Annotated in this window: 24 protein-coding genes; 21 read left to right on the top strand and 3 right to left on the bottom strand. The window is 68.3% G+C overall.

Annotated features, from left to right (window positions below; all coding sequences use genetic code 11):
* Positions 1-6: 6 nt before the first annotated feature.
* From uppS to ACTHN1_RS08035, 20 genes are all read left to right on the top strand, one after another.
* Complete coding sequence (uppS, locus tag ACTHN1_RS08130; RefSeq protein ID WP_440470448.1) at positions 7-762, top strand: polyprenyl diphosphate synthase; 756 nt, start codon at positions 7-9, stop codon at positions 760-762.
* Positions 759-1,619, top strand: a complete 861-nt coding sequence (locus tag ACTHN1_RS08125) for a phosphatidate cytidylyltransferase (protein ID WP_440470447.1) — start codon at positions 759-761, stop codon at positions 1,617-1,619. The genes uppS and ACTHN1_RS08125 overlap by 4 nt, the downstream gene beginning before the upstream one ends.
* A gap of 1 nt (position 1,620) precedes the next feature.
* Entirely contained in the window at positions 1,621-2,814 is a 1,194-nt protein-coding gene (gene dxr, locus ACTHN1_RS08120) for a 1-deoxy-D-xylulose-5-phosphate reductoisomerase (protein WP_440470446.1), read from the top strand.
* A 30-nt stretch (positions 2,815-2,844) separates the two neighbouring features.
* Positions 2,845-4,206, top strand: a complete 1,362-nt coding sequence (gene rseP, locus ACTHN1_RS08115; protein WP_440470445.1) for an RIP metalloprotease RseP — start codon at positions 2,845-2,847, stop codon at positions 4,204-4,206.
* A 107-nt stretch (positions 4,207-4,313) separates the two neighbouring features.
* Positions 4,314-6,791 carry an outer membrane protein assembly factor BamA gene (gene bamA, locus ACTHN1_RS08110; RefSeq protein ID WP_440470444.1) on the top strand — a complete coding sequence of 826 codons (2,478 nt, stop codon included), beginning with the start codon at positions 4,314-4,316 and terminating at the stop codon, positions 6,789-6,791.
* 118 nt (positions 6,792-6,909) lie between these two features.
* Complete coding sequence (gene lpxD, locus ACTHN1_RS08105; protein WP_440470443.1) at positions 6,910-7,926, top strand: UDP-3-O-(3-hydroxymyristoyl)glucosamine N-acyltransferase; 1,017 nt, start codon at positions 6,910-6,912, stop codon at positions 7,924-7,926.
* A 2-nt stretch (positions 7,927-7,928) separates the two neighbouring features.
* Positions 7,929-8,387 (top strand): 3-hydroxyacyl-ACP dehydratase FabZ, encoded by a 459-nt coding sequence (gene fabZ / locus ACTHN1_RS08100; RefSeq protein ID WP_440470442.1) that lies wholly within the window; start codon positions 7,929-7,931, stop codon positions 8,385-8,387.
* Positions 8,384-9,166: an acyl-ACP--UDP-N-acetylglucosamine O-acyltransferase gene (gene lpxA, locus ACTHN1_RS08095; protein WP_440470441.1), complete on the top strand. Its 783-nt coding sequence runs from the start codon at positions 8,384-8,386 to the stop codon at positions 9,164-9,166. The genes fabZ and lpxA overlap by 4 nt, the downstream gene beginning before the upstream one ends.
* Positions 9,163-10,347 (top strand): lipid-A-disaccharide synthase, encoded by a 1,185-nt coding sequence (gene lpxB / locus ACTHN1_RS08090; RefSeq protein ID WP_440470440.1) that lies wholly within the window; start codon positions 9,163-9,165, stop codon positions 10,345-10,347. The genes lpxA and lpxB overlap by 4 nt, the downstream gene beginning before the upstream one ends.
* A 9-nt stretch (positions 10,348-10,356) precedes the next feature.
* Positions 10,357-10,974 (top strand): ribonuclease HII, encoded by a 618-nt coding sequence (gene rnhB, locus ACTHN1_RS08085; protein ID WP_440470439.1) that lies wholly within the window; start codon positions 10,357-10,359, stop codon positions 10,972-10,974.
* A 193-nt stretch (positions 10,975-11,167) separates the two neighbouring features.
* Complete coding sequence (locus tag ACTHN1_RS08080) at positions 11,168-11,680, top strand: hypothetical protein (RefSeq protein WP_440470438.1); 513 nt, start codon at positions 11,168-11,170, stop codon at positions 11,678-11,680.
* Positions 11,681-11,820: 140 nt separating this feature from the next.
* A complete protein-coding gene (gene dnaE, locus ACTHN1_RS08075) occupies positions 11,821-15,378 on the top strand; it encodes a DNA polymerase III subunit alpha (RefSeq protein WP_440470437.1) in 3,558 nt (1,185 codons plus the stop codon).
* A gap of 105 nt (positions 15,379-15,483) precedes the next feature.
* A complete protein-coding gene (locus ACTHN1_RS08070) occupies positions 15,484-16,443 on the top strand; it encodes an acetyl-CoA carboxylase carboxyltransferase subunit alpha (protein ID WP_440470436.1) in 960 nt (319 codons plus the stop codon).
* A 7-nt stretch (positions 16,444-16,450) separates the two neighbouring features.
* Positions 16,451-17,176, top strand: coding sequence for a transglycosylase domain-containing protein (locus tag ACTHN1_RS08065; RefSeq protein WP_440470435.1), 726 nt, complete (start codon positions 16,451-16,453; stop codon positions 17,174-17,176).
* Positions 17,173-17,925: a tetratricopeptide repeat protein gene (locus ACTHN1_RS08060; protein WP_440470434.1), complete on the top strand. Its 753-nt coding sequence runs from the start codon at positions 17,173-17,175 to the stop codon at positions 17,923-17,925. Before ACTHN1_RS08065 ends, ACTHN1_RS08060 begins: the two co-directional genes overlap by 4 nt.
* A 300-nt stretch (positions 17,926-18,225) precedes the next feature.
* The gene (locus ACTHN1_RS08055) at positions 18,226-18,369 is read left to right on the top strand and encodes a hypothetical protein (protein ID WP_440470433.1); all 144 of its coding nucleotides are present in this window, start codon (positions 18,226-18,228) and stop codon (positions 18,367-18,369) included.
* A gap of 161 nt (positions 18,370-18,530) precedes the next feature.
* On the top strand, positions 18,531-18,716 hold the full coding sequence (locus ACTHN1_RS08050; protein WP_440470432.1) for a hypothetical protein: 186 nt from the start codon (positions 18,531-18,533) through the stop codon (positions 18,714-18,716).
* 47 nt (positions 18,717-18,763) lie between these two features.
* Complete coding sequence (tilS, locus tag ACTHN1_RS08045) at positions 18,764-20,050, top strand: tRNA lysidine(34) synthetase TilS (protein ID WP_440470431.1); 1,287 nt, start codon at positions 18,764-18,766, stop codon at positions 20,048-20,050.
* 46 nt (positions 20,051-20,096) lie between these two features.
* Positions 20,097-20,357, top strand: a complete 261-nt coding sequence (locus ACTHN1_RS08040; protein WP_440470430.1) for an exodeoxyribonuclease VII small subunit — start codon at positions 20,097-20,099, stop codon at positions 20,355-20,357.
* Positions 20,347-21,225 carry a polyprenyl synthetase family protein gene (locus ACTHN1_RS08035; RefSeq protein WP_440470429.1) on the top strand — a complete coding sequence of 293 codons (879 nt, stop codon included), beginning with the start codon at positions 20,347-20,349 and terminating at the stop codon, positions 21,223-21,225. Before ACTHN1_RS08040 ends, ACTHN1_RS08035 begins: the two co-directional genes overlap by 11 nt.
* A 79-nt stretch (positions 21,226-21,304) precedes the next feature.
* Here the strand turns inward: ACTHN1_RS08035 and ACTHN1_RS08030 are convergent, their stop codons facing one another.
* Together ACTHN1_RS08030 and pmbA are read right to left on the bottom strand one after the other, a co-directional pair.
* Complete coding sequence (locus ACTHN1_RS08030; protein ID WP_440470428.1) at positions 21,305-21,685, bottom strand: DUF4870 domain-containing protein; 381 nt, start codon at positions 21,683-21,685, stop codon at positions 21,305-21,307.
* An 89-nt stretch (positions 21,686-21,774) separates the two neighbouring features.
* The gene (gene pmbA / locus ACTHN1_RS08025) at positions 21,775-23,133 is read right to left on the bottom strand and encodes a metalloprotease PmbA (RefSeq protein WP_440470427.1); all 1,359 of its coding nucleotides are present in this window, start codon (positions 23,131-23,133) and stop codon (positions 21,775-21,777) included.
* Between the two features lie 109 nt (positions 23,134-23,242).
* Between pmbA and yjgA the strand changes: the two genes are divergently transcribed.
* Positions 23,243-23,806, top strand: coding sequence for a ribosome biogenesis factor YjgA (gene yjgA, locus ACTHN1_RS08020; protein WP_440470426.1), 564 nt, complete (start codon positions 23,243-23,245; stop codon positions 23,804-23,806).
* 44 nt (positions 23,807-23,850) lie between these two features.
* Here the strand turns inward: yjgA and tldD are convergent, their stop codons facing one another.
* On the bottom strand, positions 23,851-25,293 hold the full coding sequence (tldD, locus tag ACTHN1_RS08015) for a metalloprotease TldD (protein WP_440470425.1): 1,443 nt from the start codon (positions 25,291-25,293) through the stop codon (positions 23,851-23,853).
* Positions 25,294-25,326 lie beyond the last annotated feature (33 nt).

Raw genomic sequence — 25,326 nt, 5'->3', positions numbered from 1 at the left:
ACTGCCATGTCCCCGGTCAGACCCGGAATTCCACGCCACCTGGCCGTCATCATGGACGGCAACGGGCGCTGGGCCGAGCGCCGCAAGCGCCCGCGCGTGATCGGCCATCGCGCCGGCGCCCGCGCCGTCAACGTGTGCATCGATTTCTGCCTGGAGCGCGGCATCGAGGCGCTCACCCTGTTCGCCTTTTCCAGCGAGAACTGGGGCCGGCCGGAAGAAGAGGTCGGCGCGCTGATGAAGCTGTTCCTCAACGCGCTGGATCGCGAGGTCGACGAACTCGACCGGCGCGGCGTGCGGGTGCGCTTCATCGGCGAGCGCGAGCGCTTCTCGCCGGCGATCCGCCAACGCATGGAAGCCGCCGAGGCGCAGACCGGCGCCAATGCCCGGCTGACCCTGGTCATCGCCGCCAGCTACGGCGGCCGCCAGGACATCGCCCAGGCCGCGCGCACCCTGGCGGCCGAAGTCGCCGCGGGCCGGCTGCGGCCCGAGGACATCGATGAAGCGGCGATGGGCCGCTGCGTCGCCCTGGCCGAGCTGCCGCCACCGGATCTGTTCATCCGCACCGGCGGCGATCGCCGGGTCAGCAACTTCCTGCTGTGGCAGCTGGCCTATACCGAACTGTGGTTCACCGAACTGCTGTGGCCGGACATGGACGCGGCGACCCTGCAACGCGCGCTGGACGACTATGCCGGGCGCGAGCGCCGCTTCGGTCTGACCAGCGCCCAGATCGCGCAGAGCGCGACGGAGAATACTTCCGCATGAGCCAATCCGGCGGCACCAAGGTCCGCGTGATCGCGGCATTGACGATGGCCCCGGTCGCCATCGCGGCCATTCTCCTGCTGCCCACCCCGTGGCTGGCGGCGCTGGCCGCGCTGGTGTTTCTGGTCGGCCTGTGGGAATGGTTCAAGCTGGCGGAAATCGACGACACCCTGCCGCGCACCCTGCTGCTGGTCGCCAACCTGCTGCTGATGGTGTTGCTGGTCTGGGCCTCGGCCGGTTCGCCCGATCTGGTGCCGCTGCGGCTGGTATCGCTGCTGGGCGTGTGCTGGTGGGTGTTGGCCCTGCTGTGGCTGCGCTTCTTCAATTTCGCATCCGACCACGAGACCTGGGCGCGCGGCTTCAAGCTGGCGGCTGGCACCCTGGCGATCGTGCCGGCCTGGTGCGCGCTCTGCCTCATCCATGCCAGCCAGCCCTATGGCCATCGCTGGCTGTTCGTGGCCCTGGCGATCGTGTGGGCCGCCGACAGCGGCGCGTACTTCGCCGGCCGCCATTTTGGCGGGCGCCTGTTCGGCAGCCGCAAGCTGGCCCCCCGGATCAGCCCGAACAAGACCATCGAGGGCGTGTTCGGCGGCGTCGCCGCCGGCCTGCTGGTGGCGCTGGGCGGCACGTTCTTCGCCGGTGCCGGGGTGGCCGAGCTGCCGTTCGTGTTGATCGTGGCGGTGGCGACGGTCCTGTTCTCGGTGGTGGGCGACCTGTTCGAAAGCCTGCTCAAACGCCACGTGGGCGCCAAGGACTCCGGCGACGTGATTCCCGGTCACGGCGGCGTGCTCGACCGCGTCGACGGCGTGCTGGCCGCGCTGCCGATCTTCGCGCTCGGCAAGGAACTGTTCGGGTTCTGACATGACCACCGGCAGCGGGCTCCAGCGGGTGGCCGTGTTCGGCGCCACCGGTTCCATCGGCGCTTCGGCGCTGGACGTCATCGCGCGCCATCCAGGGCGCCTGCAGGCCAGCGTGCTGGCCGCCGGCAGCCAAGTCGAAGCCCTGCTGGACCTCTGCCAGCGGCACCGCCCCCGGCATGCCGTCATCGCCCGCGATGAGCTCTACTCCGCCCTGCGCGACGGTCTGCGCGAGCGCGGCCTGGACACCGAGGCCCATGCCGGCATGGCCGCGCTGGATCGGCTCGCCGCGGGCGACGCCTGCGACACGGTGGTGGCCGCCATCGTGGGCGCCGCGGGCCTGGCCTCGACCCTGGCCGCGGCGCGCGCCGGCAAGCGCCTGTTGCTGGCCAACAAGGAATCGCTGGTGCTGGCCGGCGAACTGATGACCCGGGCCGCGGATGGCGCGGGCGCGGACATCGTTCCCATCGACAGCGAGCACAACGCCATCTTCCAGTGCCTGCGTTCACGCCAGGCTAAGGACGATGTTCGCCGCGTCGTGCTGACCGCCTCGGGCGGCCCGTTCCGCGGGCGCCGCCGGGCCGAACTGGAAGGCGTGACGCCCGAACAGGCGGTCGCCCACCCGAAATGGTCGATGGGGCCGAAGATCTCGGTCGATTCGGCCACCCTGATGAACAAGGGCCTGGAACTGATCGAGGCGCATCACCTGTTCGGCCTGTCCGGCGACAGGCTCGGCGTGCTGGTTCATCCGCAGAGCCTGGTCCATTCGCTGGTGGAATTCGTGGACGGCTCCACCCTTGCCCAGCTCGGCCTGCCGGACATGCGGACCGCGCTGGCGGTGGGATTGGGGTGGCCTGACCGGATCGACTCCGGGGTGGCCGGCCTGGACCTGCTCGCCCAGGGACGCCTGGACTTCGAGGCCCCGGATATGGACGCCTTTCCCTGCCTGCGGCTGGCCTGCGAGGCGCTGGACGCCGGGGGCACCGCGCCGGCGGTGCTGAATGCCGCCAATGAAGTGGCCGTTTCAGCCTTTCTTCAGGGCAAAATCCGTTTCCTATCCATTCCCGCGCTGGTCGAGGATGCCCTCGCCGCGCTGCCCGCCGCGCCGGCGGATTCACTGGAGGCGCTGCTGGACGCCGATGCACGGGCCAGACGGATCACCGAAACCACCATCGCAGGTCATGCCGCCCGTGCTTGAGCGTCCTTTCACAACGTGTGAGCGGTTCCGATGAGCGAGGTGCTGGGCTCCCTGCTGTGGATGATCGTCGCCATCGGCGTGCTGGTCACCTTCCATGAATTCGGCCACTACTGGGTCGCCCGCCGCTGTGGCGTGAAGGTGTTGCGCTTCTCGGTCGGCTTCGGCCGTCCGCTGTGGTCGCGCCGGGATCGTCACGGCACCGAATTCGCCATCGCCGCCATCCCGCTGGGCGGCTACGTGAAAATGCTGGACGAGGCCGAAGGCGAGGTTTCCGCCGCCGAGCAGCCGCAGGCCTTCAACCGCAAGCCGGTCCTGCAGCGCATCGCCATCGTCGCCGCCGGTCCGATCGCCAACCTGGTGCTGTGCGTCGCCCTGCTCTGGACGATGTTCGTCATCGGCCGTCCGGACTATTCCGCCACCCTTGGCCCGACCACCGGGATCGCCGCCGAATCCGGGCTGCATGGCGGCGACCGCATCGAAACCGTCGACGGTCGCGCCATCAATACCTGGATGGAGGCCCTGCAAACCCTGACGATGGCGGCGATGGACGGCCGCGACGCGCGCCTGCAGATCGTCGACGCCGACGGCAACGAACAGGACCGGACCCTGGCCCTGTCCCGGTTGCCGGTCGGCTTCAACCAGGAAAACATCAGCGCCGCCGCGGGGTTGTCCTGGCGGCATCTGCTGCTGCCGGCGACCGTCACCGCGATCAAGCCTGGCAGCGCCGCCGACGGCGTGCTCAAGCCCGGCGACACCATCACCGCGGTGGACGGCCAGCCGGTGCGCCAGTTCGGCGACCTATATCCGCTGGTCAACCAGTTGGGCCAGCGCGGCGGCGCGGCCATGATCGAAGTCGACCGCGACGGTGCGCGGCATGCCTTCGAACTGCAGCCGCGGCAGATCAAGGATCCGGAGACCGGCAAGGTCGCCTGGGCGCTGGGCCTGGAACCGCCGAAGTCGCTGCCCCCGGCCGAGTACGACGCCCTCCAGCAGTTCGGTCCCCTCGCCGCCTTCCCGGCGGCCCTGCGCGAAACCGGCAAGATGACCGCCGATTCGCTCGGCATGATCCGGCGCATGCTGACCGGACACGCCTCGGTCAAGAACGTCTCCGGCCCCATCACCATCGCCCGGGTCGCCAACAGCACCGCCAAGCGCGGGGTGGCCTGGTTCCTGTATTTCCTTGCGTTGGTGTCGCTGAGCCTGGCGATCCTCAACCTGCTGCCCATCCCCGTCTTGGACGGCGGACACCTGCTGTATTACCTTATTGAGTTGGTCAAGGGCAGTCCGTTGAGCGAACGCAGCATGGCTGCCGGGCAATATATCGGCCTGGCCTTGCTGGCGGGCCTGATGGGTCTGGCGTTCTACAACGACATCCTCCGTCTGGTGACTTGATGCTTTTGAACTTTTTTGTGCCGGTCTGCTCAAAGCCCGCCAGCCCCCAGCATGACTCTTCCCGGCAACCGCCTGCCGTGCAGGCCCGCCACCTATCGGATGTGATGATGACGCGACAGCCCACCCGCCGCCTGCTCGCCCTGGCCCTGGCCTCGGCCCTCACCGCCCCCGCCTGGGCGCAGACGGCTCTGCCTCCCATCGTCGCCCCCGCCGAAGCCGAGCCCGGCAGCTTCACCGCCAGCGACATCCGCATCGACGGCCTGCAGCGCATCTCCGCCGGTACGGTCCTGACCTATCTGCCGATCGAGCGCGGCGACACCGTCACCGCCACCCGCGTGGGCGACGCCATCCGCGCGCTGTACAAGACCGGCTTCTTCCAGGATGTCCGGCTGGATCGCCAGGACAACATCCTGGTGGTGACCGTGGTCGAGCGTCCCGCCATCAACAAGCTGACCGTCACCGGCAACAAGGACATCAAGACCGAGCAGTTGATGACCGGCCTGAAGGACATCGGCCTGGCCGAGGGCGACACCTTCGACCGCCTCAGCCTGGACCGCGTGACCCAGGAACTGATCAAGCAGTACAACAACCGCGGCAAGTACAACGTCGAGATCACCCCGACGGTCAGCCCGCTGGACCGCAACCGCGTCGACATCACCATCGCGGTCAAGGAAGGCAAGGCGGCCAAGATCCGCCACGTCAACGTCGTCGGCACCGAGAAGTTCCAGAACGAGGACATCCTCAAGTCCTGGGAATCGAAGGAGCACAACTGGCTCTCCTGGTACCGCCGCGACGATCAGTACTCCAAGGAAAAGCTCTCCGGCGACATGGAGAAGCTCAATTCCTGGTACCTGGATCGCGGCTACGTCGACTTCAGCATCGACTCCACCCAGGTGTCGATCAGCCCCGACAAGCGCGACATGTTCATCACCGCCGGCATCACCGAGGGCGAGCAGTACAAGGTCTCCGAGGTGAAGGTCAGCGGCGATACCGTGCTGCCGCAGGAGAACGTCGAGCGCATGGTGATCGTCAAGCCCGGCCAGATCTTCTCGCGCCGGCTGCTGGAAATCACCTCCGACAGCATCACCGCCACCCTGAGCAACATCGGCTACGCCTTTGCCCAGGTCAATCCGATTCCGTCGGTGGACCGCGACAAGCGCACCGTCTCGCTCAACTTCCAGGTCGTCCCGGGCCCCCGCGTCAACGTCCGCCGCATCGTCTTCAAGGGCAATGCGCGCACGTCCGACGAGGTCATGCGTCGCGAGATGCGCCAGTTCGAGGGTTCCTGGTACTCGCAGGCGGCCATCGACCGTTCCAAGATCCGCCTGCAGCGCCTGGGCTATTTCGAGACGGTGGATGTCGAAACCCCCGCGGTTCCCGGCACCAACGACCAGGTCGACGTCGTCTATACGGTCAAGGAAACCACTTCCGGCAGCTTCGTGTTCGGCCTGGGCTATTCGCAGCTGTCCGGCATGACCACCTCGATCCAGCTGTCGCAGAACAACTTCCTCGGCAGCGGCAACCGCGTGTCGGTCGAAGCGCAGCGCAGTGATTACCTGCAGCGCTATTCGTTCTCGTTCCTGAATCCGTTCTTCACCGACGAGGGCATGTCGCTCGGCTACAACCTGTGGTGGCGCGAGTACGACTACTCCGACTTCAACACCGCGCAGTACTCCAGCACGAGCGCCGCCGCGCAGGCGGTCCTGGGCCTGCCGCTGACCGAAACCGACAGCGTGTCGCTGCTGTTCGGCATCGATCGCAACCAGATCAACTACAACAGCGCGACCCCCAGCTCGATCGTGGACTACATCAACGCGATCGGCCAGCGTACCTTCCACGCCTGGCGCACCGAGCTCGGCTGGGCGCGCGACACCCGCAACGACTACTTCATGCCCACCGCCGGTACCTACCAGCGCGTGTCGGCGGAAATCACCCTTCCGGGTTCGACCGTCGAGTACTACAAGCTCAACTACGAGTTCTCCAAGTACTGGCCGCTCAGTCCTTCGCTGGTGCTGAACACCCGCTTCGACTTCGGCTACGGCGACAGCTGGGGCAGCGACACGTCCCGCTCCGTCTGCCGCATGCTGCCCACCGATCCGGCCATCCCCGGCCAGGCCAATCCGGCCGGCACCGGCGACAGCACCGGTCCGTGCGCGCCGGGCTCGGTGCTGGATCGCACGCTCACCGCCACCGGCCTGCCGTTCTTCGAGAACTTCTACGCCGGCGGCGTGCGTTCGGTCCGTGGTTTCAGCGACAACACCCTGGGTCCGCGCTCGGAAGCCAATGGCTATTACTACCGCGGCCAGCCGCTGGGCGGCTCGCTGAAGACGGTCGGTTCGCTGGAAATGTATTTCCCGCGCCTGTTCGACTCCAACGCGGCTCGCATTTCGGCGTTCTTCGATTTCGGCAACGTGTTCGATGGCTACGACAACTTCGATGCCGGCGAACTGCGTGCGTCCGCGGGCGTGGCGCTGCTGTGGCGCGCGCCGGTGGGCCCGATTTCGATCAGCTACGCCTTCCCGCTGAAGAAGAAGGACGGCGACGAAATCGAGCGCCTGCAGTTCACCTTCGGCGGCGGCTTCTGATCGCCGACCCCGGCATTGACGGGCTGCACCATCGCCCCCCGTATGGTGTAGCCCGCGTTTCCCGCGCCCTCCTGCCGGCGCGGCGATGAAGCGGAGCGAGGCGCTACAATTGCGCCCCATGACCGTGTCCCCCCTTACCGCCGCCGCGCTCGCCGAGCGCTTTTCGCTGGGCCTGCATGGCGATGGCGCCGTCGCCGTCGACGGTGTCGCCACCCTGGCCCGGGCCGGCCGCAACCAGCTGGCGTTCCTGGCCAACTCGCGCTATCGCTCCCAACTGGCGGAATCCGCCGCCGGCATCGTGGTCCTGCGCGAAGCCGACGCCGAGGCGGCGCCGGGCACCGCGTTGATCGCGCGGGATCCCTACACCGCCTTCGCCAAGATCGCGGCGCTCTTCGAGCACCGGCCGGCCCGTCCGCCGGGCATCCACCCCAGCGCGGTGATCGACCCGACCGCGCAGGTGTCGCCGGGCGCGCACATCGGGCCCTTCGCATGCATCGGTGCGCGCGCCGAAATCGGCGATGGCTGCATCATCGGTCCGCATTGCGTGATTGGCGACGACTGCGTGGTGGGTGCCGGCAGCGAGCTGATCGCCCGGGTCACCCTGGTCGTCCGCGTGCGCCTGGGCCAGCGCGTGCTGATCCACCCGGGCGCGGTGCTGGGCGCCGACGGTTTCGGACTGGCGATGGACGCCGGCCACTGGATCAAGGTGCCGCAGCAGGGCGGCGTGGTGGTGGGCGATGACTGCGAGATTGGCGCCAACACCACCATCGATCGCGGCGCGCTCGACGATACCGTGCTGGAAGAGGACGTCCGCCTCGACAACCAGATCCAGATCGGCCACAACGTCCGCATCGGCGCGCATACCGCGATGGCCGGCTGCAGCGCCGCGGCCGGCAGCGCCAGGATCGGCCGCTACTGCCTGATCGGCGGCGCCGCCGGCGTCCTCGGCCACCTGGAAATCTGCGATCGCGTGGTCATCACCGCCATGTCGCTGGTGACCAGTTCCATCCATGAGCCGGGCGAGTATTCGTCCGGCACGCCCCTCACCGACAACCGGACGTGGCGCAAGAACGCCGCCCGTTTCAAGCAACTCGACGCACTGGCACGACGCGTGCTGGCCGCGGACAAGGAATGAACATGACCGAACCCGAAGTGAAGCTGCCCATCGACGTCGTCGCCATCCAGAAGCTGTTGCCGCACCGCTATCCGTTCCTTCTGGTGGACCGGGTGGTGGAGTTCGAGGCGCACAAGCGCATCGTCGGCATCAAGAACGTGACCATCAACGAACCCTTCTTCCAGGGTCACTTCCCCGGCCATCCGGTGATGCCCGGCGTGCTGGTGATCGAGGCCCTGGCCCAGGCTGGCGGCGTGCTGACCCAGATCTCGCGTGGCCTGTGCGGCGGCGATCGGTTGTTCTACCTGGTCAAGGTCGACAACGTGCGGTTCTCGCGCATGGTGGTGCCGGGCGACGTGCTGGAGCTTCATGTGGAAATCAAGCGGGTGATCCGCAACATGACCCTGTACACCTGCGTGGCCAAGGTCGCCGGCAACGAGGTCGCCAGCGCCGAAGTGCTGTGCGCCGAGACCCCCGCATGAGCACCGACATCCATCCCAGCGCGGTCATCGACCCGAAGGCGCGACTGGGCGCCAACGTGCGCGTGGGTCCGTTCAGCCTGGTCGGCGCCGACGTCGAAATCGGCGACGGAACGGTCATCGGTCCTCATTGCAGCATCACCGGTCCGACCCGCATTGGCCATGACAACCATCTGGTCGGCCACGTCGCCGCCGGCGGCGATCCGCAGGACAAGAAATTCGCCGGCGAGCGCACCGAACTAGTCATTGGCGATCGCAACGTCATCCGCGAGTTCGTCACCCTCAACCGGGGTACCGGCAGCGGTGGCGGCATCACCCGCATCGGCGACGACAACCTGCTGCTGGCCTACACGCATGTCGCCCACGACTGCGTGATCGGCAACCACTGCGTGTTCTCCAACAATTCGACCCTGGCCGGACACGTCACCGTGGAGGACTGGGTGATCATGAGCGGCTTCTCCGGCGCCCACCAGTTCTGCCGCATCGGCGCGCACGCCTTCATCGGCATGGGCGCGCTGGTCAACGGCGACGTGCCGCCGTACACGATGGTCGGCAGCGACTCGCTCGGCCGGCCGCGCGGCATCAACAGCGAAGGCCTGAAGCGGCGCGGTTTCGACAGCGAACGCATCAGCGCGATCAAGCGCGCCTACCGCACCCTCTACGTCGCCGGCCTGCCACTGGCCGAGGCCAAGCAGCAGTTGGCCGAGCAGGCGCAGTCCAGCGATGACGTGCGCGCCCTGCTCGACTTCATCGAGCGCGGCGAGCGGCCGTTGCTGAGATGAGTTCCACCGCGCGGCGGCCGCGCATCGCGCTGGTGGCCGGCGAAGCGTCCGGCGATGGGCTGGGCGCCGGCCTCATCGCGGCGCTGCGCGAGCGTTGCCCCGACGCCGAGTTCGCCGGCATCGGCGGTGCCGGCATGCGTGGCGAAGGCTGCCAGACCTGGTTCGACGCCGGTGAATTGTCGGTCATGGGCCTGTCCGAAGTGCTGCGCCACCTGCCCCGCCTGCTGAAACTGCGGCGCGCCTTCCGCGAACGCGTGCTGGCCTGGCGGCCGGATGTATTCATCGGCATCGACGCACCGGATTTCAACCTGGGCGTCGAGCGCTGGCTCAAGCAGCGCGGCATCCGCACCGTGCATTACGTCAGCCCCTCGGTCTGGGCCTGGCGCGAGAAGCGCGCGCAGAAAATCGGCGCCAGCGCGGACCGCGTGCTGTGCCTGTTCCCGATGGAGCCGCCCATCTACGCGCGCCATGGCATCGACGCCCGTTTCGTCGGCCACCCCATGGCCGACGACATGCCGCTGCAGCCGGACCGTGCCGCCGCCCGGCAGGCGCTCGATCTGCCGACGGACGCACCGGTGCTGGCGCTGCTGCCCAGCAGCCGACTGGGCGAGATCCAGCGGCTCGCGCCGCCGTTCCTGGAAGCCGCCCGCCAGGTTGCCGCGCAAGTGCCGGGCCTGCAGGTCTGCGTGCCCGCCGCCAACGCCGCCTGCCGCGCGTTGCTAGAGACGTTGCTGGCCGATCCGCGCCTGGCGGTTCCCAATCTGCGCCTGCTGGACGGTCACGCCCGCACCGCGCTGTACGCCGCCGACGTGGTGCTGTTGGCCTCGGGCACCGCGACGCTGGAAACCATGCTGGCCAAGCGTCCGATGGTGGTCGGTTACAAGGTCGCACCGATGACCTACCGGATCGTCAAGACGCTCGGCCTGTTGAAGGTGCAGCGCTACGCCCTGCCCAACGTGCTGGCCGGCGAGGATCTGGCGCCGGAACTGATGCAGGACGACTGCACGCCGGACAAGCTGGCCGGCGCGGTGCTGCATTGGTTTCGTTCGCCGCGCGACGCGGCCGCCCTCCAGCCCAAGTACCTGGGTTTGCACGAGCAACTGCGCCAGGATGCCTCCGCGCGTGCAGCCGATGCCGTGATGGAACTGCTGGCGGCCGCGCCGCGCCGCGACGTCGGCTAGGATCACGCCATGCTGCCGGTCGCTTCCCTGTTCCCCGCTCCCGTGTTCCGCCTGATCGCCGGCGTGGACGAAGCCGGGCGTGGCCCGCTGGCCGGACCGGTCTCGGTGGCTGCGGTGATCCTGGATCCGGAGCGCCCCATCGACGGCCTCAACGATTCCAAGCAACTGACCGAGACGCAGCGCGAAGCGCTGTATCCGCTGATCATCGAACGCGCGCTCGCCTGGCGCGTCGAGTTCGTGCATCGCGAGGAAATCGATCAGCTCAACATCCTGCAGGCGACCATGGAAGGCATGCGCCGCGCGGTCCAAGCACTGCATCCCGCGGCCGAACTGGCGCGCATCGACGGCAATCGCGTCCCCACGCGCCTGCCCTGCCCCGCCGAAGCACTGGTGGGCGGGGATCGCCTGGACGCGGCGATCATGGCCGCCTCGATTCTCGCCAAGGTCACCCGTGATCGCGCCATGGTCGCGCTGCATGCGGAGTTTCCACAGTACGGTTTCGCCAACCACAAGGGCTATTCCACGCCGGAGCACCTGTCCGCGCTCAGCCGGCACGGCCCCTGCCCGCAGCATCGCCGCAGCTTCGCGCCGGTGCGGATCGCATTGGAAGCGCACGGCATGCGCTGAGCGCGGAGTTCCCGCGCGGGACCGCCGCCGGTCGGATGAACAGGTGGCCCTGTCCTTGGTCACGCCGACTTTCCGCAGTCGAAACCGGCGCCGCAACCCCGCACGCTGTCCGTGCATCTCCTCAAGGAGCAGCACCGCTGTCCCCGGATCACGGTGATGCGCACCGGCCCCCGACGGTCTCGCGAGAACTGCCATGAACCTGCATCGACACAACAACGCTCCGGATACCGGGTCGCCGGCGTGCGACCCGCAGTCACGTTCCTCCGCCGGCAACGGCGACACCCTTCACCAACGCCTGGATGCCCTCGTGCACGCGCTTTGCCCCGGCGCGCCGCCGGTGGACGCCGGCTGCCCGCAGCGGATCGCCGCATTGCTGGAAGACACCGCCTGGGAATGCGAACCCGCCACCCGCGCCGGACTGACCACCGTGCTGGCCCGGATTCGCGGCGTGGAGGCGGCGGCGACGCCGTTGCCCCAGGAGTTGTCCTGGCCCCACCTGTTCCGTGAAATCGAGGCCTACGGCGATTTCCTGCGCCTGCGTGACGTCGAATCCGGCCTGCGCCACGCGCCGGTCGGCGGTTTTCCATTCGATCGGCGCGACTGGGAGCATGCCCGCGACCAGGAAACGGCGCTGCGCGAGCATCAGCGCCACGTCCGCGAGGCCAGCTACGCGCCGACGCCAGCCGAGGTGTTCCGGGTGCATTGAACCGGCGGCGGGCGCTTCCCGCTCCGTCCACGCCGCCTGCGCCGGTCGGCCTCCTGCCGGCCGGCGCCCGATGGGCGATGTCAAGCCTTGCCCCTCCCCACCCCCACCGGTAACCTGCCCGGACAGTCTTCCGAGCCGGCATGTCCTCCCGCTTCGTTCATCTCCACCTGCACACCGAGTTCTCGATGGCGGATTCGATCATCCGCGTGCCCGAGAAACCGGATCAGGCCGACCCCAAGAAAGCCAAGCAGGCCAACCTGCTCAGCCGCGCGGTGGAACTGCGCATGCCGGCGCTGGCGGTCACCGATCGCAACAACCTGTTCGCCCTGGTCAAGTTCTACAAGGCCGCCGAGAGCGTCGGCATCAAGCCGATTGCCGGCGCCGACGTGCTGGTGGCCGAAGGCAACGAAACACCATGGCCGGTAACCCTGCTGTGCCGGGATCGCGAAGGCTATCTGTCGCTGTCCCGCCTGCTCACGCGGGCGTGGATGGAAGGCCACCGCACCGACGGCGTCGCCATCGATCCGCAGTGGCTGCATGAAGACCGCGAGGGTCTGTTCGCGCTGATGGGGCGGCAAAGCCATGCCGGCCGGCTCGCGCTCAGCGGGCGACACGAACTGGCCGAACAGCATCTAGCCGAGTGGCAGCGCAGCTTCGGCGAAGACCTGCACCTGGAGCTCACCCGCACCCAGCGCGATGGCGAGGAAGCCTTCAACGCGTTCGCGCTACACGCCTCGGCCAAGCGCGGCCTGCCGGTCGTCGCCAGCAACGACGTGCGCTTCCTGTCACCGGATGGCTTCGATGCGCACGAGGCGCGCGTGTGCATCGCCTCCGGACGCGTGCTGGACGATCCCAAGCGGCCGCGCGAATACAGCGCGGAGCAGTACATGAAGTCGGCCGAGGAAATGGCCGAGCTGTTCGCCGACATCCCCGACGCCATCGACAACACGCTGGCGCTGGCGCAGCGCTGCAACATCGAAATGCGGTTGGGCACCTACTTCCTGCCCGCCTATCCGGTGCCGGAAAACGAGACCCTGGACAGCTGGATCCGCAGCCAGGCCCGGGCCGGCCTGGAAGAACGGCTGGAGAAGAATCCGCTCGCTCCGGGCAAATCCCGCGAGGATTACTTCGAACGTCTGGAATTCGAGCTGGACACCATCATCAAGATGGGTTTCCCCGGCTACTTCCTGATCGTCGGCGACTTCATCCAGTGGGGCAAGAACCAAGGCATTCCGATCGGCCCGGGCCGTGGTTCGGGCGCCGGCTCGCTGGTGGCGTGGGCGCTGAAGATCACCGATCTGGATCCCCTGCCCTACAACCTGCTGTTCGAGCGATTCCTCAATCCGGAACGCGTGTCGATGCCCGACTTCGACATCGACTTCTGCATGGATCGGCGCGACGAGGTGATCGACTACGTCGCGCGCAAGTACGGTCGCGACCGGGTCAGCCAGATCATCACCTACGGCACCATGGCGGCGAAGGCGGTGGTGCGCGACGCCGGCCGCGTGCTGGGCTTTCCCTACGGTCTGGTCGACGGCGTCGCCAAGCTGATTCCCAACATCCTCGGCGTGACCCTGAAGGATGCGATGGGCGAAGGCAACAGCGAGATGTCCTCGCAGGAACTGATCGAGCGCTACAACAGCGAGGACGACGTCCGCGATCTCATCGACCTGGCGCGGCAGCTCGAGGACCTGACCCGCAACGCCGGCAAGCACGCCGGCGGCGTGGTCATCGCGCCGTCGCCGCTGTCGGACTTCTGCCCGCTGTTCGCCGAACACGACGAGGGCATGCTGGGCCGGAACCCGGTCACCCAGTTCGACAAGAACGACGTCGAGGAAGTGGGCCTGGTGAAGTTCGACTTCCTGGGCCTGCGCACGCTGACCATCATCGACTGGGCGGTCAAGGCCATCAATCGCCGCCACGAGCGCGCGGGCGTGCCGCCGGTCGACATCGCGACGATTCCGCTGGACGACGCCGCCACCTATCGCAAGGTCTTCGCCTCCGGCAACACCGGCGCGGTGTTCCAGTTCGAATCCTCCGGCATGCGCCGCCTGCTGAAGGACGCCAAACCCGACCGCTTCGAGGATCTGATCGCGCTGGTGTCGCTGTACCGACCCGGCCCGATGGACCTGATTCCCAGCTTCGTCGATCGCAAGCACGGCCGCGAGGAAGTCGAGTATCCCGATCCGCGCACCGAGGCCATCCTGAAAGACACCTACGGCATCATGGTGTACCAGGAGCAGGTGATGCAGATGGCGCAGATCGTCGGCGCCTACTCGCTCGGCGGCGCCGACCTGCTGCGCCGCGCGATGGGCAAGAAGGTGCCGGCGGAAATGGCCAAGCACCGCGAGATCTTCCGCGAAGGCGCCAGCAAGGGTGGTGTCGACGAGAAGAAGGCCGACGAAATCTTCGACCTGATGGAGAAGTTCGCCGGCTACGGCTTCAACAAGTCGCACGCCGCGGCCTACGCGCTGGTGTCGTACCAGACCGCCTGGCTGAAGTGCCACTATCCGGCCGAGTTCATGGCCGCGGTGCTGTCCTCGGACATGGACAACACCGACAAGGTGGTAGGCTTCCTGGACGAGGCGCGCGGCCTGGATCTGGAAGTGTTGCCGCCGGAGATCAATCACTCGGACTACATGTTCGAGGCGACCGACCCGCGCACCATCCGCTACGGCATCGGCGCGATCAAGGGCGTCGGCCAGGGCCTGTGCGAAGCCATCGTCGCCGAACGCCGCCAGGGCGGCCCGTTCCGGGATCTGCTGGATTTCTGCAAGCGGGTCGACTCCTCCAAGCTCAACCGGCGCGCGCTGGAAGCGATGGTCAACGCCGGCGCGCTCGACGCGCTGGGCCGCAACCGCGCCTCGCTGATGCTGCAGCTGCCGGAGGTGCTCAAGGCCACCGATCAGCTCGCCAAGGAACGCGCGGCGGGGCAGAGTTCGCTGTTCGGCGGCGGTGACGCCACGCCCGCGCTGGAAGTGGTGTTGACCGAGGTCGACGAATGGCCGCTCAGCCAGTTGCTGACCGGCGAACGCGAAACGCTGGGGCACTACCTCAGTGGTCACCCGATGGATCCCTATCGCGAGGATCTGCGGAACCTGGTCGGCAGCGATCTGGGTGATCTGGAGAAGCTCTGGAGCAACCAGTCGCCGGGCGAGAAGAAAGGCTGGCGCCCGGAAGTCAGCGCGCTGATCGCCGGCCAGGTGGTCGGTGTGCGCCGCAAGGGCGACAGCCAGGTGTTCGTGCAGCTGGAAGACGGTCGCGGCCGCATCGAGTGCAGCGCGTTCTCCGACGCCATGGCCGAGTTCGGGCCGCTGCTCACCCGCGATCGCATCCTCATTCTCAAGGGCGGCCTGCGCGAGGACGAGTTCAACGGCGGCTTCAGCCTGCGCATCCGCCAGTGCTGGGACTACTCGCAGCTGTGCGCGCAGCAGGCGCAGCGCCTGTCGCTGCGGCTGGACCTGCGCGAACCCGGCCTGTGGTCGCGGGTGGACGCCCTGCTCGCCCGCCATCGGCCCGGCAACACCCCGCTGCGGCTGGATCTGGTCCTGCCTTCCGGCAAATCCGCCACCGCCGGCATGCTCGACGTCAACGGCAGCCTGTCCGTGCGGGTCGACACCGAACTGGTCGACGCCCTGCGGGCCATGCCCGGCGTACGCGCGGTCAAGCTGGCCGTCGGCCGCCCCTGGACCCACTGAGCCCCGGCGGCCCTTCCGACGGCCCTTCCGGCGCTCCTCAGCACGGCTCGGTATGGAGCCCCCGGCTGGGATAAACTCCCCTCTTTCCGGCCCATGGCCCGCTTGATGAATCCGAACTACCTCGATTTCGAACAACCCATCGCCGATCTGGAAGCCAAGATCCAGGAGCTGCGCAACGCCAGCGCCGGGCCGGCGGTGAATGTGGATGCCGAAGTCCATGCCCTGCAGGACAAGCTGCGCGTCCGCACCGCCCAGATCTTCCGCGACCTGACCCCCTGGCAGGTATCGCAACTGGCCCGCCACCCGGCCCGCCCCTACACCTTGGATTACGTGCGCGTGATCTGCGACGAGTTCCAGGAGCTGGCCGGCGATCGCGCCTTCGCCGACGACAAGGCGATCGTGGGCGGGCTGGCCCGCATCAATGGCCGCTCGCTGGTCATCATCGGCCATCAGAAAGGCCGCGACACCAAGGAAAAGATCAAGCGCAACTTCGGCATGCCCAAGCCCGAGGGTTATCGCAAGGCGTTGCGCCTGATGAAGCTGGCCGAGCGCTTCCGCCTGCCGGTGCTGACCTTCATCGACACCGCCGGCGCCTGGCCGGGCATCGACGCCGAGGAACGCGGCCAGTCCGAGGCGATCGCCCGCAACCTGCTGGAAATGTCGGAACTGAAGGTGCCGGTGATCTGCACCGTGATCGGCGAAGGCGGTTCCGGCGGCGCGCTCGCCATCGGCGTGGGCGATCGCACCCTGATGCTGGAGTACAGCACCTATTCGGTGATCACTCCGGAAGGCTGCGCCTCGATCCTGTGGAAGTCGGCCGACAAGGCCAAGGACGCCGCCGAACAGCTCGGCCTGACCGCCAAGCGCCTGCATTCGCTGGGCCTGGTGGACAAGGTGGTGCGCGAACCGATCGGCGGCGCCCATCGCAACCCGCGCCAGATGGCGACCCGCCTGAAGGCGGTGCTGCTCAACGAGCTCGACACCCTGGAGCAGATTCCGGTCGAACAGCTCCTGCAACGCCGTTACGAACGCCTGCGCGGCTACGGGGCCTACGAGGCCGCCTGAGGGCAGCATGACGGGCTGGCAGAAATGGATGTCTGCCCTGCTGCTGGCGCCGGTGCTTGGCTACGTCCTGCTGTGCATCGGGCTGTATCTATGGGGCGCCGGGGCGCTTCCTGCGAACCGACAACCCAGCCAGCAAGTCCTCTCACCGCTGCTGCGGGCCCAGTACTTCGCCAGCGAAGGCATCGGGAGCGCGGACGGCGTCCGCCTGAATCCGCTGACGGTATGGCGGTATCTTTTTCGCGGGCGCTCCCCGGCGTCGAATGATCTGCAGCTTCCCACTCATGCGGGCCGGATTCTGCTGCAGCGTTCGGATCGCCCCGTCGGTGGCCGGCGGCGGGGCGCCGCCGACCTCGCCGCGGCGATATACGTCAGTCGCGCATGGTCGGTCGACGAGCAGATCGCCACCGTGCTGAGCGAAGGGTATTTCGGCCGCGACGCGCGTGGCCTGACCGCCGCCGCCGAAGCCTGGTACGGCCTCCCACCGGAGGCGCTGCGCCCGGAGGAATCACTGGCCCTGCTGGTGCTGGCGCGAAGTCCCTCCTACTACGACCCGCTCTGCCGGCCGGCCCGTTTCAACCAGCGCTTTCGTCTCCTGTCCTCGCGTCTCGGCATCGCGGACACGGACGCCGCGCTGGCGCGGGCACGCGAACGCCTGCGTCCCGTTGCCTGCGACAGCCCGTCCCTGCCCGCCGCAGCCCTCATTCCACTTCCAATCCATCACCTCGCCGCATGAGCCCCATCATCATCCTGTCGCTGCTCCTCCAGATCGCCTGCTGCGTGCACGTCGTGCGCACCGGACGACCGCTGTACTGGGTCTTCATCCTGCTGGTGTTCTCGTACCTCGCGGTGATCGTCTATTTCATCGCCGAAGTGCTGCCGGAACTGCGCCACAATCCCTCCGCGCGCCGCGCCGCGCGCAGCGTCCGCGCCCGCATCGATCCCGAACACGAGAAGCGCAAGGCGGATCGCAAGCTGGGCCTGTCGGATACGCCGGAGACCCGCCGCCAGCTCGCGGAAGAATGCCTGCGCAGCGGCGATTTCGCGCGCGCCGAGGATCTGTTCGCCAATGCCCTCAAGGGCCTGTACCGCACGGACCCGGATCTGATGCTCGGCCTCGCCAAGGCGCAGTACGGACAGGGCAAGGCGCGCGAAACCCGCGAGACCCTGGACACCCTGATCGCCGCCAATCCCGGTTTCCGTTCCACCGACGGGCACCTGCTGTACGCGCGCGCGGTGGAAGACCTTGGCGACCCGGCCGCCGCCCTGCACGAGTACGAAGCGGTGGTGCAGGGTTATCCGGGCGAAGAAGCGCGCGCGCGTTACGGCCTGCTGCTCAAGCGCCAGGGCGACCTCGCCAAGGCCAGGACGGTGTTCCAAGAAATCCTGACCCGTTCCGACGCCCTGCCCAGGTATTACCAGCGCGATCAGCGCGAGTGGATCGCGCTGGCCCGCAGCGAACTGGCGAGTCTTTCCTCGTCCTGATCTGCCGGCGACGTTCCGCCGCGGGTGCGTTCCGGCCCCCGATGAAACCCGAATCGCCACCGTCCGGAGTTCGACGCAACTTCGCCAGGCAATCATCGCGCCCGCAACGATTTTTCGACAAAAAATATTCATCGACGCGACAAAGTGTGTCACTCCCCATCCCGCAAGATGCGGTTATCCCGTCATCTCGTTCAACGCTCGCGGGAGATGACATGCGCCGATTCGGGTCGAACACCATGCGCCCGCAATTGAAGGAGCGCGGTGCGCCTGGCCTCCATGGGCATGTGAGAGGCCCCGGACATGTCTGACTTCGTGGCCCAGGTTCTTGGTCATCTGTTCGACGTCCTGGGCCAGGCGGGCCGCCCACGCGCCTGGTCCCTGCTCATCGGGCTGCTTGTCCTGATTTCAGTGGCGTGCGCGCTGCTGTTGTGGATGCGTCCCTGACCAACCAGCGCCACCTCGCGAGGCGCCCTCTCCCCACCGATTGATGGCTCCGCGGCGACGTCCACCGGCCGGGCCAGCCGCGACATTCCGACGCAGGCGCACCCCGGCCACCCGCGCTAGGATCCCGTTGCCGGCAGTGGCCGGCTCACCGGGGAATCGCGATGGACCTGCTGCATCCATGGTGGCTCGTACCGCTCTTCCTGTTCGTCCTGCCGATGATCGTCGGCCTGCTCTACAACCGCCTGCGCTGGCATCGGAGCGGCGTCAACCAGAACTGGGTTCTGGGGCTGTTCGTCAGCGTCTGCTGGCTGGCCGCCATCATCGTCATCCTGAACAAGCTGCGATAGCGCGTGGGCGGCGCGCCCGGCGCCGACGCGACCGCTAGACTGGCGGCATGTTCGCCCTGCCGCCCCTGCCCGCCGACGCGCCGTCGCTCCTGATCGGATTCAGCGGCGGCCTGGATTCGACCGTGCTGCTGCATCGTCTGCGACACGATCCTGCGTTCAATCGCGCCGGCCTGCGCGCGGTTCATGTGCATCACGGCCTGCAGGCCGCGGCCGACGACTGGGCCGCGCACTGCCGGCAGGTCTGCGATGCCTGGGAAATCCCCCTGGAAGTGGCGCGCGTCAAGGTTTCTCCTCCTCGCGGGCAGGGTCTGGAAGCGGCCGCGCGCCACGCGCGCTATGCCGCCTTCGCCGGGATCATCAGACCGGGCGAAGTGCTGGTGACCGCGCACCACCTGCAGGATCAGGCGGAAACCTTCCTGCTGCGCGCGCTGCGCGCCTCGGGCGTGGATGGGCTCGCGGCGATGCGGGATTGGCGCGCTTTCGCCGAAGGCTGGCACTGGCGTCCGCTGCTGGACATCCCGCGCGCCACCCTGGAAGCGCATGCCCGGCATCACGGTCTGGACTGGATCGAGGATCCCAGCAACCTGCATACCGCGCACTCGCGCAATTTCCTGCGCCTGCACGTCATGCCGCTGCTGGAACAGCACTGGCCACACGCCTCGGCCGCGCTCGCCCGCAGCGCCGCGCTGGCGGGCGAAAGCGCCAGCCTGCTCGAACAGGAAGACGCGGACGCACTGGCGATGACGCGCACGCTGGATCCGGCGGCGCTGTCGGCCACCGCACTGCTCGCGCTTCCCCCCGCGCGCCGGGCGCGCGTGTTGCGCCGCTGGCTGGAGGAATGCGGTTTGCCCCCACTTCCGGCCGAAGGCGTGCGCCGGATCGGACAGGATCTGCTGGCCGCCGCGGCGGATGGCGAAGCGGAGTTCGCCTGGCAGGGCGCGGTCGTCCGCCGCTGGCGCGACCTATTGCATGCCGAACGCGCGCGTGCACCCCTGTCCGCCGATTGGGAAACCAAATGGGATACGCGCTCCCCGTTGCGACTGCCGACCGGCGACACGCTGATCCTGGAAGGCGCCGTCTGGCCGACGCCGCTGCGGGTCGGCGCGCGCCACGGCGGCGAGCGCCTGCGCCTGCCGGGCCGCGCGCATACCCATGTCCTCAAGAAGCTGCTCCAGTCCGAAGGGATCCCGCCCTGGGAACGCCGCCTGCTGCCGTTGCTCTGGGATGCCGGAGGCGAACTGCTGGCCGCCGGCGACCTGCTGCCGGGGGCGCGTTTGGACGAGTGGCTGCGCCGGCACGGCGCGACCCTGCGCTGGGAGCGCACGGGCGCCTGAACGCCGCGCGTTGACCTTCCCGCGGCGGCTCCGCACACTTTCCCGCATGGCCAAGAAAAACACCCCCGACGCCTCCCCGGTGGCGAACTTCGAACAGTCGCTGGAAGAACTCGAGCGCCTGGTCGACCGCATGGAACACGGCGAGCTCAGCCTGGAGGACTCGCTGGCCGCCTATGAGCGCGGCGTCGGCCTGTACCGCCAGTGCCAGGCCGCGCTGGAACAGGCGGAACTGCGGGTCCGGCTGCTCAGCGATCCCGCCAATCCCGACGGCGCCGAGTCGTTCGCGCCCCTGCCCGATGGCAACTGAGGCCCGTTTCGCGGCCTGGGCCGCACGCACCGAAGCCACCCTCGATCAGGCCCTTCCGTCCCCGGAGCAGGCCCCCGCGCGCCTGCACGCGGCCATGCGCCACGCCGTGCTCGGCGGCGGCAAGCGCATGCGGCCGCTGCTGGTCTATGCCGCCGGCGCGGTGTCCGGCGCCCCGGAAACGCTGCTCGACGCGCCTGCGGCGGCGGTCGAGCTGATCCACGCCTATTCGCTGGTGCACGACGATCTGCCCGCCATGGACGATGACGAACTGCGTCGCGGGCGCCCGACCGTGCACGTCGCCTTCGACGAAGCCACCGCCATCCTCGCCGGCGACGCCCTGCAGACACGGGCGTTCGAGGTACTGGCGCAGGCGCCCGCCGATGCCGACATCCGCCTCGCCTGGGTACAGGCGCTGGCCGCCGCGTCCGGCGTCGCCGGCATGTGCGGCGGGCAGGCACTGGACATCGACGCGACCGGGCGCGAGCAGGGTCTGGACGAGCTGGCGCGCATGCATGCCTGGAAGACCGGTGCGCTGATCCGCGCCGCGGTAAGGCTGGGCGCCCTGGCCGGCCGCGCCGGCCCCGACGCGCTGGCGCGCCTGGACGGATTCGCCTCCTCGCTCGGCCTGGCCTTCCAGATCCGCGACGACATCCTGGACGTGGAAGGCAGCTCAGAACAGCTCGGCAAGACCGCGGGCAAGGATGCGGCGCAGGCCAAGTCGACCTATCCGGCCCTGCTCGGCATGGAAGGCGCCAAGGCGCGCCTGACGGAACTCGACGCGGCGATGCGCGATTCGCTGTCTGCGTTCGGCGAAGCCGCCGACGCCCTGCGCGCGCTCGGTGAACTGGCGGTGCGACGCAATCATTGATGCCGGGACGACGGCTTCATCGTCGCAATGAAAAAGGCCCGGTCAGACCGGGCCTTTTTCTTCGACTCGCGAACCCTGCTTACTTGATCAGCCGGATGGCGAACGGGTAGCGGTAGGCTTCGCCGTTGTTGGCCTTCACCGCGGCGATGATCGCCAGGATGAGACCGGCGAGGCCCGCCAGCATGTTGATGAACACGCCAATCACGATCACCGACAGAATGATGCCGACGATATAGACGAACACCAGGGTGATCTGGAAATTGAGCGCTTCCTTCGACTGATCGACCACGAACGAGTTCGGGGCCTTGTCCTTGTTGATCAGCCAGATGATCAGCGGACCGACGAAGCTGGTCAGAATGCCCAGCAGGTGCGCGACCAGCGCCATGGTGCGCTCTTCCTGTGGTGCCTGGCTCGAAGCCGGCGGCGGCGGCGGTGCGGTGACGTTTTCAAATTCGCTCATGCGTGTATCCCCAATCCTTGTTGACGTTGGTGGTATGGAACAACCCCGGGCGCCACTTTCGGGGCCCGGGCGATCCCTGTCAAGACACGTTAGTCGGTGCCGGCAACGGTCATGCGTCCCAGCAGGACGGATCCGCACGCCACGTGCGAGCGCGGATCCACGTCGCTGCCCACCGCTTCGATGCCCGCAAACATCTGCTTGAGATGGCCCGCAACCGTGATGCCGTCCACAGGATGGGTGATCTCGCCCTGCTCCACCCAGAAACCGGCCGCGCCCCGCGAGTAGTCGCCGGTCACCGGATTGACGCCCTGCCCCATGAGCTCGGTGATGACCAGGCCACGGCCCATGCCGCGGACCAGTTCGTCGAAACCGCCGGCATTGGCCGCGACTTCCAGGTTGTGCACGCCACCGGCGTTGCCGGTGCTGCGCAGGCCCAGCTTGCGCGCCGAGTAGCTGCCCAACAGATAGCGTTCAAGCACGCCGGCCCGTATCAACGGCGCCTCGCGGGTGGCGACGCCTTCCGCGTCGAACGCGGCCGAACGCCAGCCATGGCGCAGGAAGGGGCGCTCCTCGATGGAAAACCAGTCGGGAAAGATGCGCTGGCCCGCGTGGTCCAGCAGGAAGCTCGCGCGCCGGTACAGCGCCGAGCCGGACACCGCGCCGAGCAGGTGGCCAATCAGCGAGCGCGCGACTTCCGCGGCGAACAGCACCGGATATTCGCCGGTGGCGACGGTGCGCGGCTGCAATCGCGCCACCGTGCGTTCGGCCGCGCGCCGGCCCACCGCCTGCGCCGCTTCCAGCGCGGACGCATCCAGCGCCGTCGTATACCAGCCATCGCGCTGCATGCCATCGCCTTCGCCGGCGATCAGCGCGCAACCCAGGGTGTGCTGGGTGCTGCGCTCGCGACCGATGAAGCCATGCGAGTTGGCGTAGACCGACAGGCTCTCCGAGCTGCCCACCGAGGCGCCATCGGAATTGCCGATGCGGCGGTCGGCCTCGCGGCCTGCGTTTTCGCAGGCCAGGGCCAGATCCAGCGCTTCGTCGGCCTGCACCGGCCACGGATGCCAGAGATCGAAATCGGGGAACGTGTTCGCCATCCGGTCCGCGTCGGCCAGGCCGGCCGCGTCGTCATCCTCGGTATAGCGGGCGATGGCGCAGGCCTGCTCGACCGTGGCTTCCAGGCTCTCCTCGCGCAGGTCGGCGGTGCTGGCGCTGCCTTTGCGATGACCGAAATAGACGGTCACGCCGATGCCGCGGTCGCGGGTCGATTCGACCGTCTCGACCTCGCCCAGGCGCACGTTGACGTTCAGCCCGCGCTCCTCGCTGCAACTGACCTCGGCCTGGCTGGCGCCGCGCGCCCGGGCGGCCGCCAGCAGGCGCTGGGACAGGTCGGCAAGGGCGTCCAGCCGGGCCAGACTGTCGTCGGCGGAAACGGTGATGGCGTTCAATGGCTTATCCTTATGCAATGCAGGAAGCCGGAAAACCCGGCTTCCCCCGTGAAAGACGTCCCGGCGCGCCATGCAGGCGCCGCCGCGTGACCGGCAACCGAGATCGACCATGCGCGGACGCGACCCCGAAACCGGCGAATTCTATAGCCCCAGCCGCACCCAGCAGCGCGAAGACGCGCTGGAAGTGCGCAGCCTGGCCGAACAACTGGTGGCGTTGACGCCGGCACGGCTGGCCAAGCTGCCGATTCCCGAAGACCTGATGCCGCACATCCTGGAAACCCGGCGCATCACCTCGCACATCGCGCACAAGCGGCAGTTGCAATACCTGGCCAAGCAGATGCGCCGCGAGGACGACGAGGTCCTGGCCGCGATCCGCGACGCCATGGATGAAGGCGGCGACGCGGCCCGGCGCGAGGCGGCGCAGCTGCATCGCGCCGAGCACTGGCGCGAACGCCTGCTCGCCGAAGGCGATGGCGCGCTGGGCGAACTGCTGGAGGAGTTTCCGCAGGCCGATCGCCAGCGCCTGCGCCAGCTGATTCGCAACGCCGGCGACGAACGCGCGAAGAACAAGCCGCCGCATGCGTTCCGCGAACTGTTCCGCGAGATCCGGGAACTGCTCGCCGATGGCGACGAAGCCGCGGCGCGCGACGACGCGGACATCGACGAAGACTGAGCCGCGTGCCGGCGCCCGCGTGGCGCCGTCCACCCGCCCGCGGTTCACGCGCGGGTGCCGCCCACCGTCAGGCCCTCGATCAGCAGCGATGGCTGGCCGACGCCCACCGGCACGCTCTGCCCGTCCTTGCCGCACACGCCTACTCCGGCGTCCAATGCGAGGTCGTGGCCGATCATGCTCACCTTCTGCATGGTTTCCGGCCCGTTGCCGATCAGGGTGGCGCCCTTGACCGGCGCGGTGACCTTGCCATCCTCGATCAGATAGGCTTCGGTCGCCGAGAACACATACTTGCCGCTGGTGATGTCGACCTGGCCACCGCCGAAGTTCACCGCGTACAGGCCCTTCTTCACCGAGCGGATCATTTCTTCCGGATCGTGCTGTCCTGCGAGCATGTAGGTGTTGGTCATGCGCGGCATCGGCAGGTTCGCGAATGATTCGCGGCGACCGTTGCCGGTGGGCGCCATGCCCATCAGGCGCGCATTGAGCGTGTCCTGCATGTAACCGACCAGCACGCCATCCTCGATCAGCGTGGTGCAGTTCGTCGGCGTGCCTTCGTCGTCGATGTTGAGCGAACCGCGCCGGCCCGGCAGGGTGCCGTCGTCGACGATGGTCACGCCGGGCGAAGCGACCCGCTGGCCGATGCGGCCGGCGTAGACGCTGGTGCCCTTGCGGTTGAAGTCGCCTTCCAGACCATGCCCCACCGCCTCGTGCAGCAGCACGCCCGGCCAGCCGGCGCCCAGCACGACCGGCATCACGCCGGCCGGCGCGTCGATGGCGTCCAGGTTCACCAGCGCCTGCCGCAGCGCTTCGCGCGCCAGTTCTTCCGGCTGGCCGCCGCCCAGCAGTTCGGCGTAGGAATAACGGCCGCCCATGCCGGCATAGCCCGATTCGCGGCGACCGTTCTGCTCCACCAGCACCTGCACGTTCAGGCGCACCAGCGGGCGCACGTCGGCGGCGAGCACGCCGTCGCTGCGCGCCACCAGCACCGTGTCCAGGCCGCCGGACAGGCTCACCGTCACCTGCTGCACGCGCGGATCGGCGGCGCGCAGGAACCGGTCGACCGCGCGCAGCGCTTCGACCTTGGCGGCGTTGTCCATCGCATCGATGGGATCGTCCGCGCCGTACAGTGAGCGTCCGCCGCCACGCACCAGCGCGCGCGGCGTGTGCGTGGCGCCATCGCGGGCAATCGCGCGCGCCGAGCGCGCGGCGTCCAGCAGCGCCACCGCGTTGATGTCGTCGGAATAGGCGAAGCCGGTCTTCTCGCCGGAAATCGCGCGCACGCCGACGCCCTGTTCGATCGAATGCGCGCCGTCCTTGACGATGCCGTCCTCCACCGTCCAGCTCTCGCGCCGGGCGTGCTGGAAGTACAGATCACCGAAATCGATGCCCGGTCCCAGCAGCGCGCCGAAGGTACGGTCCAGGCCGTGCTGGTCGAGGCCGGCAGGCAGCAGAAGGCGGGTTTCGGCGAGAGTCAGGGAAGCAGTCATGGCAGGGACATGGGGGTGATGGCGAAGGGACGC

This window comes from Pseudoxanthomonas sp. (assembly GCF_051953815.1).
Classification (GTDB): domain Bacteria; phylum Pseudomonadota; class Gammaproteobacteria; order Xanthomonadales; family Xanthomonadaceae; genus Pseudoxanthomonas_A.
The sequence above is the reverse complement of the archived record's forward strand: the minus strand, read 5'-3'. Positions and strand labels throughout refer to the sequence as shown.